A 14,543-nucleotide genomic window follows, 5' to 3' on the forward strand; every position below is an offset into this window, starting at 1 on the left:
GCGCCGCTCAGCCCTGGACGGCGGCGGCCTTTTCCAGCGCCTGGGTCAGGTCGGCAATGATGTCGTCCGGCGACTCCAGGCCGATGTGCAGGCGCACCAGGGCGTTGTCGCCTTCGCCCCAATAGCGGTGCTTGGCCAGGTCCTTGCTCGACACCAGCTGCACCAGGCTTTCATAGCCGCCCCAGGAAAAGCCGATGCCAAAGAGCGTCAGTGAATCCACGAACACGCGCGCGGCCGCCGGCGACAGGCGCAGCTCGACGGAAAGCATGCCATTGGAGCCGGTGCAATCGCGCTGCCACAGGGCGTGGCCGGGATCCTGCGGCCAGGCCGGGTGGAACAGGCGCACGGTCTCGGGACGGCTCTTGAAGAATTCGCATACCTGCAAGGCATGGCGCGCGTGCTGGGCCATGCGGATGGGCATGGTGCGTACGCCGCGCAAAGCCAGCCAGGCGTCGTCCGCGCTGATCGAATAGCCCATGGCGTACTGCGTGCGGTTGAGCTTGCGGGCAATCTGCTCGTCATTGGTGACGACGGCGCCCAGCATCAGGTCGGAGTGTCCGCCCACGTACTTGGTGCCGGCGATGACGGATACCTGCGCGCCCAACGTCAGGGGACGGTAGATGTAGCCCGAACCCCAGGTATTGTCGGTGGCCAGCACCAGCCCGTGGCTCTGCGCGAAAGCGGCCATGGCGCCCATGTCCAGCATCTCGAACAGCAGCGATCCCGGAGATTCGACGTACAGCAGCTTGGTGTTGGGACGCACCAGCGCTTCGAGGTCCTCGCCGGCCGCGAAGTAGGTGATCTCGATGTTCATGCGCTTGAGCACCGCGTCGTCGAGTTCGCGCATTGGACCATAGACGCAGTCCGAGATCAGGGCGTGGTCGCCGGCTGAGCACAGGGCCATCATGACCATGGTCATCGCCGACAGGCCCGAGGACGCCAGGTAGCAATGCGTGCCGCCTTCGAGCTGGGTGAAGACTTCTTCCAGCGCCGCATGCGTGTCCATGCCCATGCGCCCGTAGGTGGAGGCGCGGCCGCCTGCCGCCTTGCTGCGCTGGGCCTTTTCGAGCGCTGCGAGGTTCTCGAAGCGCACCGTGCTGGCCCGCATCGGCGGCAGGGGTACCGGCGCGGTGCCGGTTTCCGGGTTGAACGGGGCGGTGCCTGCGTGCTGCAGAAGCGTATCGATGTGTTTGGTGGGCATCTTCAGTGGACTGCTTGCGTATGGACAGGGACGGAATAAAAGCGATCAGGAAGAACCATATCAGGCCAGGCGCGGCCTGTCCCTATTCGCCGATCCAGGTAACGGTTTCGGATTGCGGCGCGCGGCTGGTGCGATAGCTGTTGGCGGGGTGCTCCGTGTCGGCATAACCGAAGGAAATGCCGCAGACCACGCGGCGATCCGCGGCGATGCCGAGTTCATCGCGCAGCACTTCCGGATACATGGCCAAGGATGCCTGGGCGACGGTCGCCACGCCGTTGGCCTGGGCCGCCAGCAGGAAATTGGCCACATAGCCGCCGCAATCCATCGCGCCGTATTCGCCCAGCGCCTCGTCGGTGGTGACGATGGCCACGTGCGGCGCATCGAACAGCTGGAAATTGCGCATTTCCTGGCGGCGGTATGCCTCGCGGTCGCCACGCGCCACGCCGACCGCGCCATACAGCTGGAAGCCTGATTCGCGCCGGCGGGCCAGGTACTCGCCCTGGTACTCGCGCGGAAACGGAAAATCCGGCGTGAAGCCAGACTGTTCCGCGCGGCGTTGCAGCGCGTCGCGCAGGCGTTCCGTACCCGCGCCTTCGGTGATCGTCACCTGCCAGGGCTGGCAGTTGCACCAGGACGCGGCGCGCTGCGCCAGATCCAGGATGCGTTCGATGGTGCCGCGCGCGACGGGCTGGGGCAGAAAGGCGCGGCAGCTGTGGCGCGCATGCAGCCACGCTTCGAGTGCGGCATCGGGGCGCGCGTCTGCGTCCTGCATGGGTTGCGGGGAATGCGGCATGGCGGTGAAGGGCATGGCGGTCGTCTCTCCTGATCGGGTCGCACACGCCCGCCAGGGACGCATGCGGCATGCATGATGAGCACGTCTTTCCCTTTATGATGCCACTTCCGGCCTTCCAGAGCCGGCCGAACCGTTCCAGGCGACCCCCATGCTGCCCATCGACACCCTGATCGCATTCTTCGGCATTGCCGTCCTGCTGGCCCTGACCCCAGGGCCCGACAACCTGTTCGTGCTGATGCAATCCGCCATCTGGGGCCGCAAGGCCGGCATGTTCGTGGTGCTGGGCCTGTGCACGGGACTGCTGGGACATACGGCCGCCGTGGCCGTCGGGCTGGCGGCCGTGTTCGCGGCCTCGCCCATGGCCTTCACCGTGCTCAAGCTGGCGGGCGCCGCGTACCTGGCCTATCTGGCGTGGCAGATCCTGCGCGCACCGGTCGAAGCCGAGGACGGCAAGCGCCCCGAACCCATGAAGCCCGGCGCGCTCTATCGCCGCGGCATCGTGATGAACCTGACCAATCCCAAGGTGTTGCTGTTCTTCTTCGCCTTCCTGCCGCAGTTCACCTCGCCGGCGCTGGGCCGGGTGGGCCTGCAGACCATGCAGCTGGGCGCGGTGTTCATGGTGTCGACGCTGCTGGTGTTCGGCGCCATCGCCTTCTTCTCGGGCGCGTTCGGGGAATTGCTGCAGCGTTCGGTGACGGCCAAGCGCTGGCTGAACCGGATCGCCGCGCTGGTGTTCGTCGGGCTGGCCGTGCGGCTGGCGACGGCCTCGCGTTGAACGGGCGGGGCAGGCCCTCGCAAATGCGCCCGCTCTGAGAGAGCCACGCGCATTCTTCATGAGCATATGTGGAATTTGACGTTTGCGGACCTGGGCCGGCGGTTCAAGATTGCCGCATCGCCCCAGGAAAGGCATAGGCACGGACACCGATAGCCCCCCTTGCGGCGCAAGGAGCGTGGCCATGAATCTAAGCAAACACTTGCGCAGGAAAGCCCCCACCCAAGCGCTGGCCACGGTTGCCAGGCGGGCCGGATGGGCTGCCGTTGCGCTGGCATGCCTGTCCTTGCGTGCGCACGCCCAAACCGACTATCCGTCCAAGCCCTTGCGCCTGGTCGTGCCTTACCAGGCTGGCGGACAGGTCGACGTCATTGCACGATCGGTAGCCGAAGGCCTGGGCAAGCGGCTCGGCCAGCCCGTGCTCGTGGAGAACAAGCCTGGCGCAGGCGGCATCATCGCCACCAATCACGTCGCCAAATCGGCCCCGGACGGTTACACCCTGCTATTGACCCTTGCCACGCCGATCACCGCCAACCTCGTGCTCTACAAGAAGCTCCCCTACGATCCGCGCACCGAGTTGCGGCCGATCTCCGATATCTCCAAGAGTTCGGGCGTGATCGTGGTCCACGGTTCGTTGCCCGTAAGGAACATGGACGAGCTGATCGCGCACGCAAGAAAAGAACCTGGCGCGCTTCGAATGGGTTCGTGGGGACCGGGCTCCCCGCCGCACGTCATTCAGCGCTACATGAACAAGACTTATGGCATCGACATCCTGAACGTGCCCTATAAGGGTGAACTGCCGATCGTGACGGCATTGCTTGCCGGCCAGATCGACGTGGCCCTGGCTTCCGCGTACACCCTCAGGCAGCACCTCGCCGCCGGCAAGATACGCGCCCTCGCGGTGCTCGGCGGAAAGCGGATCAGCAGCCTGCCAGACGTACCGAGCATTGCCGAGGCAGGCTACGACGATGAGGCGTATCGAACCGTGACGCCGACGACGCTGCTTGCCCCTGCCCAAACGCCCGCCGACATCGTCGAACGCCTGGGTCGCGAGATCAGCGCCACGGTGCAGAGTCCTGAGGTCCGCGAGCGGCTGCTCGCGATGGATCTGGAGCCGATCGGAAACCTGCCCCACGAAGCCGAGGCCGAGTACCAGACCTATCTTCCGATCGTTCTAAAGCTGACCACCGACGCAGGGGTGACGCTGGACTGAGGCCGGATTCAGGCGGCCGAGAACCGCACGATGCCGTCCGCGCCCAGCGCGCGCTTGAGCTTGCCTTCGAAATACAGCGCGTGCAGGTGCGCCAGCGCCTCGCCCATGGCGAAGGTCAGCTGGTGCAGGTCGAGCTTGCGCTTGAACAGCACCGGCACGATGTCCGTGGTCGATTGCGGCTGAACGGCACAAGCTTCCAGCACTTCCGCCAGGCGGTCGCGATGGTGTTCGTGCTGTTGCGCGATGCGCTCGTGCAGGCCCTTGAAAGGCCGGCCATGCGATGGCAGCACCAGCGTGTCTTCGGGCAGGTCGGCGTAGCCATCCAGCGAACGCAAGTACAGGGGCAGGGGATTCGCGTCGGGCTCGTAATCGAACACGCTGACGTTGGTGGAAATGCGCGGCAGCACCATGTCGCCGGAAATCAGCACGCGCAGGTCCGGGGAATACAGCGAGGCATGTTCCGGCGCGTGGCCGTAACCCACGATGACGCGCCAGTCGCGCCCGCCGATGCGCACCTCATCGCCGTGCATGATGCGGGTGTAGCGCGCGGGCACGGCCGGCACCAGGTTGGGGTAGTAGTTGGCGCGCTGGCGGATCTGCTCTTGCGCGTCCGGGTCGGTCAGGCCATGGCGCGCGAAGTGATCCACCGCCGATTGGCCGCCCGGACCGCCGCCGGCCTCGCCGCGGCGCGAGGACCACAGCGACGCCACCATGAAGTCCGTCATCGTCATCCACAGCGGGGCGTTCCAGCGTTCGCACAGCCAGTGCGCCAGGCCGATGTGGTCGGGGTGCATGTGGGTGACGATCACGCGCAGCACCGGCAGGCCTTCGAGCTCGGTCTCGAACACGCGTTCCCACAGCGTCTTCACTTCATCGCGCGTGATGCCACAGTCGACGATGGTCCAGCCGTCGCGCCCGTCGATGTTGTCGCGCAGCAGCCAGAGGTTGATATGATCCAGCGCGAACGGCAGAGGCATCCTGATCCACTTGACCCCATCCGCCACCCCGTGCGAACGGCCGGCTTCGGGCTGGAAATCGGCCCAGGGGTACTGCAGTTTCTGTTCGTTCGGATTCATTGCCTCTCCTCCACGCTTGACGATTGGGTCAAGTCATCATAATTTACGTTTACGTAAACTGCCACAAGCCGCATGTCCCCGTCAACCTGGACTATCTCAGAGCTCTCCCGCGAGTTCGACGTCACGCCCCGCACGATCCGCTTCTACGAAGACCAGGGGATCGTCAGCCCGGCGCGTGAAGGACGCAACCGGGTCTTCGGGCCACGCGACCGCACGCGCCTGAAACTGGCCCTGCGCGGCAAGCGCCTGGGCCTGCAATTGTCCGAGATCCTGACCCTGATCGACATGTACGACGGGCCGGGCGACACCGAGGTCCAGCTGCGCCAGTACCTGAGCGTGCTGGAACAGCACCGCGCCACGCTGGAACAGCAGCGCCGCGACATCGAGGATACCCTGCGCGAGATCGCGCAGCAGGAACAGCAATGCCGCGAGTTGCTCGCGCAAAAGCCCTAGGGGCGCACGCATGGCCGCCCTGCAAACCCTCGCGCTGTTCGTCCTGACGGCGCTGGCCGAGATCATCGGCTGCTATCTGCCTTACCTGTGGCTGCGCAAGGGCCATTCGATCTGGCTGCTGGCGCCTGCCGCGGCCAGCCTGGCGCTGTTCGCCTGGCTGCTCACGCTGCACCCCACGGCCTCGGGCCGCGTGTACGCGGCGTATGGCGGCATCTATATCGGCATGGCGCTGCTATGGCTGTGGGCCGTGGACGGCGTGCGTCCCAGCATGAGCGACTGGCTGGGCGTGGGCCTGTGCCTGGCTGGCATGCTGGTGATCATGTTCGGGCCGCGCAGCGCGTAGGCTGCGACAAACCGCCACAAGAAAGACCCCACTGGGCGCCCGCTGTCTTGGGGCAGGCCGAAAAAAAGCGCGCGTACCCACAGGGTCGCGCGCTTTTTGTTGGGGCAAGGCTTACTCAGCCTTGATGTTGCCTTCCTTGATGACCCGCGCGTTGTTCGCGAATTCCGCCTGCACCTGCTTGGCGAAGGCCTCGCCCGTGGCGGTGCCTGGCTGCAAGTACGACTTGGCCAGCAGATCCTGGAATTCAGCGCTGGCGACTGCCTTGGCCAAAGCCGCCTGCAAGGGCTGGGCGACCGTCGCCGGCAGCTTGGCCGGCGCAAACACGCCGAAGTTCGAGTAGTACTGCGCCTGCGGCATCTTCAGTTCCGCCATGGTGGGCACGTCCGGCCAGGCGGCCAGGCGCTCGGGCGCCATCACGGCCAGCGGCTTGAGCGCGCCGCTGGCGACGTGCGGCAGCACCACGTCGCTATTGACCACCAGCAACTCGACCACGCCGCCCAGGCCGTCGGTCAACGCCTGGCTGTTGCCGCGATAAGGCACGTGCAGCATCTTGGTGCCGGTCTGCGCCGTGACGGCCGACATGCCGATGTGGGCCACGGTGCCCTGGCCCGGCGTGCCGTAGCGCACGCCGTCGGGATGCGACTTGGCGTAGTCGATCAGGCCGGCGAAGTCCTTCACCGGCAGCGCCTTGGTGGCGACGATGGCGACGGGCGCGACCGCCACGCTGGCCACCGGCGTCAGGTCCTTCATCGGGTCGTAGTTGGTCTTGGCCAGATGCGGGAAGATCGTCAGCGGGCTGGTGGAGGCCAGCAGCAAGGTGGTGCCGTCCGGCTGCGCGCGCGCCACGAAGTCGGTGCCGACGGACGCGCCCGCGCCCGGCTTGTTCTCGACGATGACGGTTATGTTGCTTTCCTTGCGCAGGACGTCGCCCAGGCGGCGTCCGATCGCGTCGGCGCTGCCGCCCGCGGTGTAGGGCACGACCAGCGTCACCGGCTTGGCCGGCCAGTTCTGCGCCATCGCGCCGCTGGCCATGATCGCCAAGGCCGCCCCCGCGGCCTTGATCAGCAATGTCTTCTTTTTCATATCGTCCTGGTAATGTTGCGTGGCACTGCGTCAGATAAAACGAAAAGCGTGAAGCACATCAGGCCAGATAGCGTTGCGCCAGGCGTACCCAGTACGACGCGCCAGCCGGAATCAGGGAATCGTTGAAGTCGTAGCTGGCGTTGTGCAGCATGCAGGGACCCAGGCCGTGGCCTGCCATGCGGTGCTCGCCGTCGCCGTTGCCCAGGAACACGTAGCAGCCGGGTTTTTCCTGCAGCAGAAAGGCGAAGTCCTCCGAGGCCATGGCCGGTTCGATCACCATTGCCTTGTCCTCGCCCACGACCTCGCGCATGACTTCCATGCAGAACTCGGTTTCGGCGACGGTGTTCACCAGCGCCGGGTAGCGGCGCTCGAAGAATACGTCGGCTTCGCAGCCGTGCGCGGCGGCGATGTTGCCTGCAATCTCGTTCATGCGGCGTTCGATCAGATCGACCACGTCCGTGCTGTAGGCCCGCACCGAGCCACCCAGCCAGGCGCTATTCGGAATGACGTTAATGACGCTGCCGCCGGCCTGCACCTGCGTGATCGACAGCACGGCCGCATCCAGCGGGCGCTTGCTGCGCGTGAGAATGGTCTGCAGCGACTGGCCGATGGCGAACAGCGCAGGCACCGGATCGCTGCAGTCCTGCGGCGCGGCCGCGTGGCCGCCCTTGCCGCGCACGGTGATCTTGAAGCCGTTGGCGGCCGCCATCATCGGGCCGGAGCAGACGCCGATGGATCCGGCGGGCAGCCCCGGCCAGTTGTGCAGGCCGAACACGGCTTCGCAGGGAAAACGTTCGAACAGACCGTCCTGGATCATGGCGCGGCCGCCCGCGCCGCCTTCCTCGGCCGGCTGGAAGCACAGGTACACGGTGCCGTCGAAGCCGCCTTCGGCCTGCAGGTGGCGCGCGGCGGCCAGCAGCATGGCGGTGTGGCCGTCATGGCCGCAACCGTGCATCTTGCCGTCGTGGCGCGAGCGGTGCTCGAACTGGTTCTCTTCCTGCATGGGCAGGGCGTCCATGTCGGCGCGCAACATGATGGCGCGATCCGACGTGCCGCGCTTGATCACGCCGACCACCCCGGTCTTGGCGATGCCGGTGTGAACCTCGATGCCCCAGCCGCGCAGCGTGTCCGCCACCACCTTGGCCGTGCGGTGCTCTTCGTAGCAGAGCTCCGGATGCATGTGGATGTCGCGCCGCAGCGCCACAATTTCGTCCAGGTTGGATAGTTCGAGCACGGCAGACTCCATCGCAATGATTCAGGATTCAAGGATCGGCTGGCATCTTACTCAGCGCAACTCCCTGGGCAGGCCGGAATTACCTAGGGATAACCCGACTCCAATTTACGTTTACGTAAACGTAATATTTGCGGTGCATCATTGCGCAGCGATGGCCGATCGGCGCATCATGAGCCACGCGCGGCAAGCTGGCGCCGGACACAGGCGCCCACAAAATAGTAAGTACCTACTATCACGGAGACAGCGATGAACCTTCCCGGCCTGAACTTCGACCTGGGCGAAGATCTGGACATGCTGCGCGACGCGGTGCGCAATTTCGCACTGGCCGAGATCGCGCCGCGCGCCGCAGAAGTCGACCGCAGCGACCAGTTCCCCATGGATCTCTGGCGCAAATTCGGCGACCTCGGCGTGCTGGGCATGACGGCCGACGAGGAATACGGCGGTGCAAAAATGGGCTATCTGGCCCACATGGTCGTGATGGAGGAAATCTCCCGTGCCAGCGCCTCCATCGGTCTGTCCTACGGCGCGCACTCCAACCTGTGCGTGAACCAGATCAACCGCAACGGCACCCCCGCCCAGAAAGCCAAATACCTGCCCAAGCTGATTTCGGGCGAACACGTGGGCGCCCTGGCCATGAGCGAGCCGGGCGCGGGTTCCGATGTGGTCAGCATGAAGCTGCGCGCCGACAAAAAGGGCGACCGCTACGTACTGAACGGCACCAAGATGTGGATCACCAACGGCCCCGACGCCGACACCCTGGTGGTCTACGCCAAGACCGACCCCGAAGCTCACCAACGTGGCATCACCGCCTTCCTGGTGGAAAAGGGCTTCAAGGGCTTTTCCGTGGCGCAGAAGCTGGACAAGCTGGGCATGCGCGGCAGCCACACCGGCGAACTGGTGTTCCAGGACTGCGAAATCCCCGAAGAAAACGTGCTGGGCCAGGTCAACGGCGGCGTCAAGGTGCTGATGAGCGGCCTGGACTACGAACGCGCCGTGCTGTCCGGCGGCCCGGTAGGCATCATGCAGGCCGTGATGGACGTGGTCGTCCCCTATATCCATGACCGCAAGCAGTTCGGCCAGGCCATCGGCGAATTCCAGCTGATCCAGGGCAAGGTCGCTGACTTGTACACCACGCTGCAAGCCAGCCGCGCCTTCTGCTACCAGGTCGGCAAGAACCTGGACCGCCTGGGCGCCGAGCACGTGCGCCAGGTGCGCAAGGACTGCGCCGCGCTGATCCTCTACACCGCCGAAAAGGCCACCTGGATGGCGGGCGAGGGCGTGCAGATCCTGGGCGGCAACGGCTACATCAACGAGTACCCGGTGGGCCGCCTGTGGCGCGACGCCAAGCTGTACGAAATCGGCGCCGGCACCAGCGAAATCCGCCGCATGCTGATCGGCCGCGAACTGTTCAACGAAACCGCCTGAGCCACGCCGCCATGATCCGCATGTCCGACGTCCAGCACATCGAGCAGGCGCCCGCTCCGGGCCCATCGCCGCTGGACGTCGCGCGGCTGATCCTGGCGGGCTTCGACCGCCACTACGCACTGTTCCGCTACAGCGCCCAGCGCGCCAAGGCGCTGTTCGAATCCGGCGACTGGCACGGCATCCAGCGCCTGTCGCGCGAGCGCATCGAGTACTACGACATGCGGGTGCGCGAATGCGCCACCCAACTGGAAGGCGTGCTGCGCGGCCGCCCCGAAGGCGCGGTCGGCGCCAACGGCAGCGCGGCGCCCGCCCTGAGCGATGCGCAGACCGCGTTCTGGCAACAGATCAAGCAGGAATTCGTGGGTCTGCTGGGCGACCACCGCCAGCCCGAATGCGCCGAGACGTTCTTCAACTCGGTGTCCTGCCGCATCCTGCATCGCGACTACTTCCACAACGCCTTCCTGTTCGTCCGCCCGGCCATCGCCACCGACTACCTGGACAGCAGCATCCCGTCGTACCGCGTGTATTACCCCGCCACCGACGGGCTGGAAAAAAGCCTGATCCGCATGGTGGCGGATTTCGGCCTGGCGCTGCCCTTCGAAGACCTGCCGCGCGACACCCGGCTGCTGGCGCGCGCCGCGGTCAAGCAGCTGCGCGCGATCCTGCCGCGCCACGTCGGCCGGCGCATCGCCAGCGATTGCCAGATCCACGCGCTGGGCTCGCTGTTCTTCCGCAACAAGGGCGCCTACATCGTCGGCCGCCTGATCAACCAGGGCACGGTGTATCCCTTCGCGGTGGCGCTGATGCGCAACCCGGCGGGTCAGGTCGTGCTGGACGCGCTGCTCCTGGGCGCTGACGACCTGAGCACGCTGTTCAGCTTCACGCGCGCCTATTTCCTGGTGGACATGGAAACGCCGGCCGCGGTGGTGAACTTCCTGTCCAGCCTGCTGCCGCGCAAGCCCAAGGCCGAGCTCTACACCATGATCGGCCTGCAGAAGCAGGGCAAGACGCTGTTCTACCGCGACTTCCTGCACCATCTGGCCCATTCGCGCGACGCTTTCGACATCGCCCCCGGCATCAAGGGCATGGTGATGTGCGTGTTTACGCTGCCGTCCTATCCCTACGTGTTCAAGCTCATCAAGGACCGCATCGACAAGGACGGCATGGACCATGCCACCGTGCGCCGCAAATACCAGATGGTGAAGCTGCACGACCGCGTCGGCCGCATGGCCGACACCTGGGAATATTCACAGGTGGCGCTGCCGCGCGCCCGTTTCGCGCCGGCGCTGCTGGAAGAGTTGCGCCGCCTGGTGCCCAGCCTGATAGAGGAAACCGGCGACACGGTGGTCATCCGCCATGTCTACATCGAACGGCGCATGACCCCGCTGAACATCTATCTGCGCCAGGCGTCGGACGCGCTGCTGGACCCGGCCGTGCGCGAATACGGGGACGCCATCCGCCAACTGGCGGCGGCCAATATCTTCCCCGGGGACATGCTCTACAAGAACTTCGGCGTCACGCGCCTGGGCCGGGTCGTTTTCTACGATTACGACGAAATCCAGCGCATGACCGAAATGAATTTCCGGCGCATTCCGCCCGCCCCCAACGAAGAGGCGGAGCTGGCGTCCGAACCCTGGTATGCCATCGGTCCGAATGATGTCTTCCCCGAAGAATTCGGACGCTTTCTGCTAGGCGACCCGCGCGTGCGCGGCGCCTTCATGCGTCACCATTCCGACCTGCTGGAACCGGAGTGGTGGCAGGCCTGCCGCGCCCATGTGGCGCAGGGCCGGATTGAAGAATTTTTCCCTTACGATACGGACAGACGCCTGCGTCCGGAACGCCCTACGGGCGAACCCGCGGCCTCGTAACCCCAGAGCTGTCCCGACCCTCACAGGAGCTAGCCATGTCAGATCCCATCGTCATCGTTTCCGTCGCCCGCACGCCCATGGGCGGCATGCTGGGCGCCTTGTCCGGCCTGGCCGCGCACGAGCTGGGCTCGATCGCCATCAAGGCCGCCGTCGAACGCGCCGGCATCAAGCCCGAGCAAGTCGAAGAAGTCATCATGGGCAACGTGCTGCAGGCCGGCCAGGGCCAGGCCCCGGCGCGCCAGGCAGCACTGGGCGCCGGCCTGCCGCTGGGCGTGGCTTGCACCACCATCCACAAGGTCTGCGGTTCGGGCCTGAAGGCCGCCATGTTCGGCCATGACCTGCTGGCCGCGGGCAGCGCCAACATCGTCGTCGCTGGCGGCCAGGAAAGCATGAGCAACGCGCCCTACCTGCTGCTCAAGGGCCGCCAGGGCTACCGCTACGGCCACAACACCGTGTATGACCACATGGCGCTGGACGGCCTGGAAGACGCCTACGACAAGGGCAAGGCCATGGGCGTGTTCGCCGAAGATTGCGCCGCCAAGTATTCCTTCACGCGCGAACAGCAGGACGCGTTCTCGCTGGAATCGCTGCGCCGCGCCCGCGCCGCGTCGGAAGACGGCAGCTTCAAGTGGGAAATCGCCCCCGTGACCGTGGCCGGCCGCAAGGGCGACACCGTGATCGACACCGACGAAGCCCCCACCAAGGCCATGCCGGAAAAGATCCCCACCCTCAAGCCCGCCTTCAAGAAGGACGGCACCGTCACCGCCGCCAACTCCTCGTCGATCTCCGACGGCGCCGCCGCCATGGTGCTGATGCGCGCCTCCACCGCCGAGAAGCTCGGCGTGAAGCCGCTGGCCCGCATCGTCGCCCACAGCCAGCATTCGCAAGAGCCGAACTGGTTCACCACCGCCCCCGTGGGCGCGCTGAAGAACCTGTTCGCCAAGACCGGCTGGAAGGCCGAGGACGTGGACCTCTACGAAATCAACGAAGCCTTCGCGGTGGTCACCATGGCTGCCATGGCCGACTTCAAGCTGCCGCATGACAAGGTCAACGTCCACGGCGGCGCCACCGCCCTGGGCCACCCGATCGGCGCGTCCGGCGCCCGCCTGATGGCCACCCTGGTCGGCGCGCTGCGCAAGACCGGCGGCAAGCGCGGCGTGGCCACGCTGTGCATCGGCGGCGGCGAAGCCGTTGCCATGGCGATTGAAATGATCTGACGCAACGCCGGGGGGCTTCGGCCTCCCGGCTTTCGATGGATTCCGCTGCGCCTTTCTTGCATGGCGTCATAGCGCGACGGGTCGGTCGCGCGCCATGCAGGAAAGGCGCAACGAAATCCCTCTTCGGTACCCCTGACCGACAAGAATGCCCGGCCCACCGGGCAGCGAGACAAACCGCTCCACGAGCGCCTTCAAATTTCCAACAAGCAGGACGGGTGGAACCCCATGCCCATCATCGAATCCCGCATCAATCCGCGGTCGCAGGACTACACCGACAATGCGCAGGCCATGCAGGCGCAGCTGGACGATCTGGACCAGCAACTGGCCCATACCGCGCTGGGCGGCAGCGAAGCCGCGCGCGCCAAGCACGTGGCGCGCGGCAAGCTGCTGCCGCGCGACCGCGTTGAACACCTGATCGATCCGGGCACGCCATTCCTGGAACTGTCGCCGATGGCGGCGCACGGCATGTACGGCGGCGAAGCCCCCGGCGCCGGCGTCATCACCGGCATCGGCCGCGTGGCCGGCACCGAATGCGTGATCGTCTGCAACGACGCCACGGTCAAGGGCGGCACCTACTACCCGATGACGGTCAAGAAGCACCTGCGCGCGCAGGAAATCGCCGCGCAGAACCATCTGCCCTGCGTCTACCTGGTGGATTCGGGCGGCGCCAACCTGCCGCAGCAAGACGAGGTCTTCCCCGACCGCGAACACTTTGGCCGCATCTTCTACAACCAGGCGCAGATGTCCTCGCAGGGCATTTCGCAGATCGCCGTGGTGATGGGCTCCTGCACCGCCGGCGGCGCCTACGTGCCCGCCATGAGCGACGAGTCCATCATCGTCAAGAACCAGGGCACCATCTTCCTGGGCGGTCCGCCGCTGGTGAAGGCCGCTACCGGCGAGGAAGTCAGCGCCGAGGACCTGGGCGGCGGCGACGTGCACACGCGCCTGTCCGGCGTGGTCGACCACCTGGCCGCCAACGACATGCACGCGCTGCAACTGGCGCGCAACGCCGTCGCGCGCCTGAACCGCAAGAAGCCGCAGCCGCTGGCCACCATCCCGGTGCGCGAGCCGCGCTACGATCCGAACGAACTCAACGGCATCATCCCGGCCGACACCCGCAAGCCCTACGACGTGCGCGAAGTCATCGCGCGCATCGTGGACGGCTCCGAGTTCGACGAGTTCAAGGCGCGCTTCGGTCCCACGCTGGTCACTGGCTTCGCCCACATCCATGGCATGCCCGTGGGTATCGTGGCCAACAACGGCATCCTGTTCTCGGAGTCCGCGCAGAAGGGCGCGCACTTCATCGAACTGTGCGCACAGCGCAAGATCCCGCTGGTGTTCCTGCAGAACATCACCGGCTTCATGGTCGGACGCAAATACGAAAACGAAGGCATCGCCCGCCACGGCGCCAAGATGGTGACGGCCGTGGCCACCGCCAACGTGCCCAAGTTCACCGTGCTGATCGGCGGCTCGTTCGGCGCCGGCAACTACGGCATGTGCGGCCGCGCCTATTCGCCGCGCATGCTGTTCATGTGGCCCAACGCCCGCATCTCGGTCATGGGCGGCGAACAGGCCGCAAGCGTCCTGGCCACGGTCAAGCGCGACGGCATCGAGGCCCGCGGCGGCCAGTGGTCGGCCGATGAGGAAACCGCCTTCAAGGCGCCGATCCGCGAACAGTACGAACGCGAAGGCCATCCCTATTACGCCACCGCGCGGCTGTGGGACGACGGCATCATCGCGCCGGCCGACACGCGGCGCGTGCTGGGGCTGGCCCTGTCGGCGGCCTTGAACGCGCCCATCGAGGACACCAAGTTCGGCGTGTTCCGCATGTAGGGCGGCTTGGCCGTCCCCATTGCAGCCCAAGA

Annotated in this window: 13 protein-coding genes; 8 read left to right on the forward strand and 5 right to left on the reverse strand. The window is 66.1% G+C overall.

Going from position 1 to position 14,543, the window contains the following annotated elements:
* Window positions 1–7: 7 nt before the first annotated feature.
* Window positions 8–1,201, reverse strand: coding sequence for a cystathionine beta-lyase (metC, locus tag ACZ5YA_RS21885; protein WP_059376655.1), 1,194 nt, complete (start codon window positions 1,199–1,201; stop codon window positions 8–10).
* An 82-nt stretch (window positions 1,202–1,283) separates the two neighbouring features.
* Window positions 1,284–2,009 (reverse strand): nitroreductase, encoded by a 726-nt coding sequence (locus tag ACZ5YA_RS21890; protein ID WP_118934056.1) that lies wholly within the window; start codon window positions 2,007–2,009, stop codon window positions 1,284–1,286.
* 133 nt (window positions 2,010–2,142) lie between these two features.
* Between ACZ5YA_RS21890 and ACZ5YA_RS21895 the strand changes: the two genes are divergently transcribed.
* Window positions 2,143–2,769 (forward strand): LysE family translocator, encoded by a 627-nt coding sequence (locus ACZ5YA_RS21895; protein WP_059376646.1) that lies wholly within the window; start codon window positions 2,143–2,145, stop codon window positions 2,767–2,769.
* A 181-nt stretch (window positions 2,770–2,950) separates the two neighbouring features.
* Window positions 2,951–3,979 carry a Bug family tripartite tricarboxylate transporter substrate binding protein gene (locus ACZ5YA_RS21900; RefSeq protein ID WP_464091227.1) on the forward strand — a complete coding sequence of 343 codons (1,029 nt, stop codon included), beginning with the start codon at window positions 2,951–2,953 and terminating at the stop codon, window positions 3,977–3,979.
* Between the two features lie 8 nt (window positions 3,980–3,987).
* Here ACZ5YA_RS21900 and ACZ5YA_RS21905 read toward each other — a convergent pair whose 3' ends face one another.
* Window positions 3,988–5,055: an MBL fold metallo-hydrolase gene (locus ACZ5YA_RS21905; RefSeq protein WP_280014476.1), complete on the reverse strand. Its 1,068-nt coding sequence runs from the start codon at window positions 5,053–5,055 to the stop codon at window positions 3,988–3,990.
* 72 nt (window positions 5,056–5,127) lie between these two features.
* Between ACZ5YA_RS21905 and ACZ5YA_RS21910 the strand changes: the two genes are divergently transcribed.
* Both ACZ5YA_RS21910 and ACZ5YA_RS21915 read left to right on the forward strand, forming a co-directional pair.
* The gene (locus ACZ5YA_RS21910) at window positions 5,128–5,508 is read left to right on the forward strand and encodes a MerR family transcriptional regulator (protein ID WP_059376638.1); all 381 of its coding nucleotides are present in this window, start codon (window positions 5,128–5,130) and stop codon (window positions 5,506–5,508) included.
* Window positions 5,509–5,518: 10 nt separating this feature from the next.
* Entirely contained in the window at window positions 5,519–5,851 is a 333-nt protein-coding gene (locus ACZ5YA_RS21915; RefSeq protein WP_118934054.1) for a YnfA family protein, read from the forward strand.
* Between the two features lie 111 nt (window positions 5,852–5,962).
* On the opposite strand, the gene ACZ5YA_RS21920 is transcribed toward ACZ5YA_RS21915, so the two are convergent.
* Window positions 5,963–6,934: a Bug family tripartite tricarboxylate transporter substrate binding protein gene (locus ACZ5YA_RS21920; protein WP_059376634.1), complete on the reverse strand. Its 972-nt coding sequence runs from the start codon at window positions 6,932–6,934 to the stop codon at window positions 5,963–5,965.
* 58 nt (window positions 6,935–6,992) lie between these two features.
* Complete coding sequence (locus tag ACZ5YA_RS21925) at window positions 6,993–8,168, reverse strand: M20 aminoacylase family protein (RefSeq protein ID WP_118934069.1); 1,176 nt, start codon at window positions 8,166–8,168, stop codon at window positions 6,993–6,995.
* A gap of 246 nt (window positions 8,169–8,414) precedes the next feature.
* On the opposite strand from ACZ5YA_RS21925, the gene ACZ5YA_RS21930 reads away from it, so the two are divergent.
* The 4 genes from ACZ5YA_RS21930 (at window position 8,415) to ACZ5YA_RS21945 (ending at window position 14,511) form a co-directional block, all read left to right on the forward strand.
* On the forward strand, window positions 8,415–9,593 hold the full coding sequence (locus ACZ5YA_RS21930; protein ID WP_059376629.1) for an isovaleryl-CoA dehydrogenase: 1,179 nt from the start codon (window positions 8,415–8,417) through the stop codon (window positions 9,591–9,593).
* Between the two features lie 11 nt (window positions 9,594–9,604).
* Window positions 9,605–11,461: a bifunctional isocitrate dehydrogenase kinase/phosphatase gene (aceK, locus tag ACZ5YA_RS21935; protein ID WP_059376627.1), complete on the forward strand. Its 1,857-nt coding sequence runs from the start codon at window positions 9,605–9,607 to the stop codon at window positions 11,459–11,461.
* A gap of 35 nt (window positions 11,462–11,496) precedes the next feature.
* The gene (locus ACZ5YA_RS21940) at window positions 11,497–12,678 is read left to right on the forward strand and encodes an acetyl-CoA C-acetyltransferase (protein WP_059376625.1); all 1,182 of its coding nucleotides are present in this window, start codon (window positions 11,497–11,499) and stop codon (window positions 12,676–12,678) included.
* Window positions 12,679–12,903: 225 nt separating this feature from the next.
* Window positions 12,904–14,511 (forward strand): carboxyl transferase domain-containing protein, encoded by a 1,608-nt coding sequence (locus ACZ5YA_RS21945; protein ID WP_059376622.1) that lies wholly within the window; start codon window positions 12,904–12,906, stop codon window positions 14,509–14,511.
* Window positions 14,512–14,543: the final 32 nt, after the last annotated feature.

It is taken from the genome of Achromobacter sp. JCM 18799, assembly GCF_055395645.1.

Excerpts from the sequence above, each read along its gene's own strand:
- metC (WP_059376655.1), bottom strand. The coding sequence starts at position 1,201 with ATGCCCACCAAACACATCGATACGCTTCTGCAGCACGCAGGCACCGCC.
- ACZ5YA_RS21890 (WP_118934056.1), bottom strand. The coding sequence starts at position 2,009 with ATGCCCTTCACCGCCATGCCGCATTCCCCGCAACCCATGCAGGACGCA.
- ACZ5YA_RS21895 (WP_059376646.1), top strand. The coding sequence starts at position 2,143 with ATGCTGCCCATCGACACCCTGATCGCATTCTTCGGCATTGCCGTCCTG.
- ACZ5YA_RS21900 (WP_464091227.1), top strand. The coding sequence starts at position 2,951 with ATGAATCTAAGCAAACACTTGCGCAGGAAAGCCCCCACCCAAGCGCTG.
- ACZ5YA_RS21905 (WP_280014476.1), bottom strand. The coding sequence starts at position 5,055 with ATGAATCCGAACGAACAGAAACTGCAGTACCCCTGGGCCGATTTCCAG.
- ACZ5YA_RS21910 (WP_059376638.1), top strand. The coding sequence starts at position 5,128 with ATGTCCCCGTCAACCTGGACTATCTCAGAGCTCTCCCGCGAGTTCGAC.
- ACZ5YA_RS21915 (WP_118934054.1), top strand. The coding sequence starts at position 5,519 with ATGGCCGCCCTGCAAACCCTCGCGCTGTTCGTCCTGACGGCGCTGGCC.
- ACZ5YA_RS21920 (WP_059376634.1), bottom strand. The coding sequence starts at position 6,934 with ATGAAAAAGAAGACATTGCTGATCAAGGCCGCGGGGGCGGCCTTGGCG.
- ACZ5YA_RS21930 (WP_059376629.1), top strand. The coding sequence starts at position 8,415 with ATGAACCTTCCCGGCCTGAACTTCGACCTGGGCGAAGATCTGGACATG.
- aceK (WP_059376627.1), top strand. The coding sequence starts at position 9,605 with ATGATCCGCATGTCCGACGTCCAGCACATCGAGCAGGCGCCCGCTCCG.
- ACZ5YA_RS21940 (WP_059376625.1), top strand. The coding sequence starts at position 11,497 with ATGTCAGATCCCATCGTCATCGTTTCCGTCGCCCGCACGCCCATGGGC.
- ACZ5YA_RS21945 (WP_059376622.1), top strand. The coding sequence starts at position 12,904 with ATGCCCATCATCGAATCCCGCATCAATCCGCGGTCGCAGGACTACACC.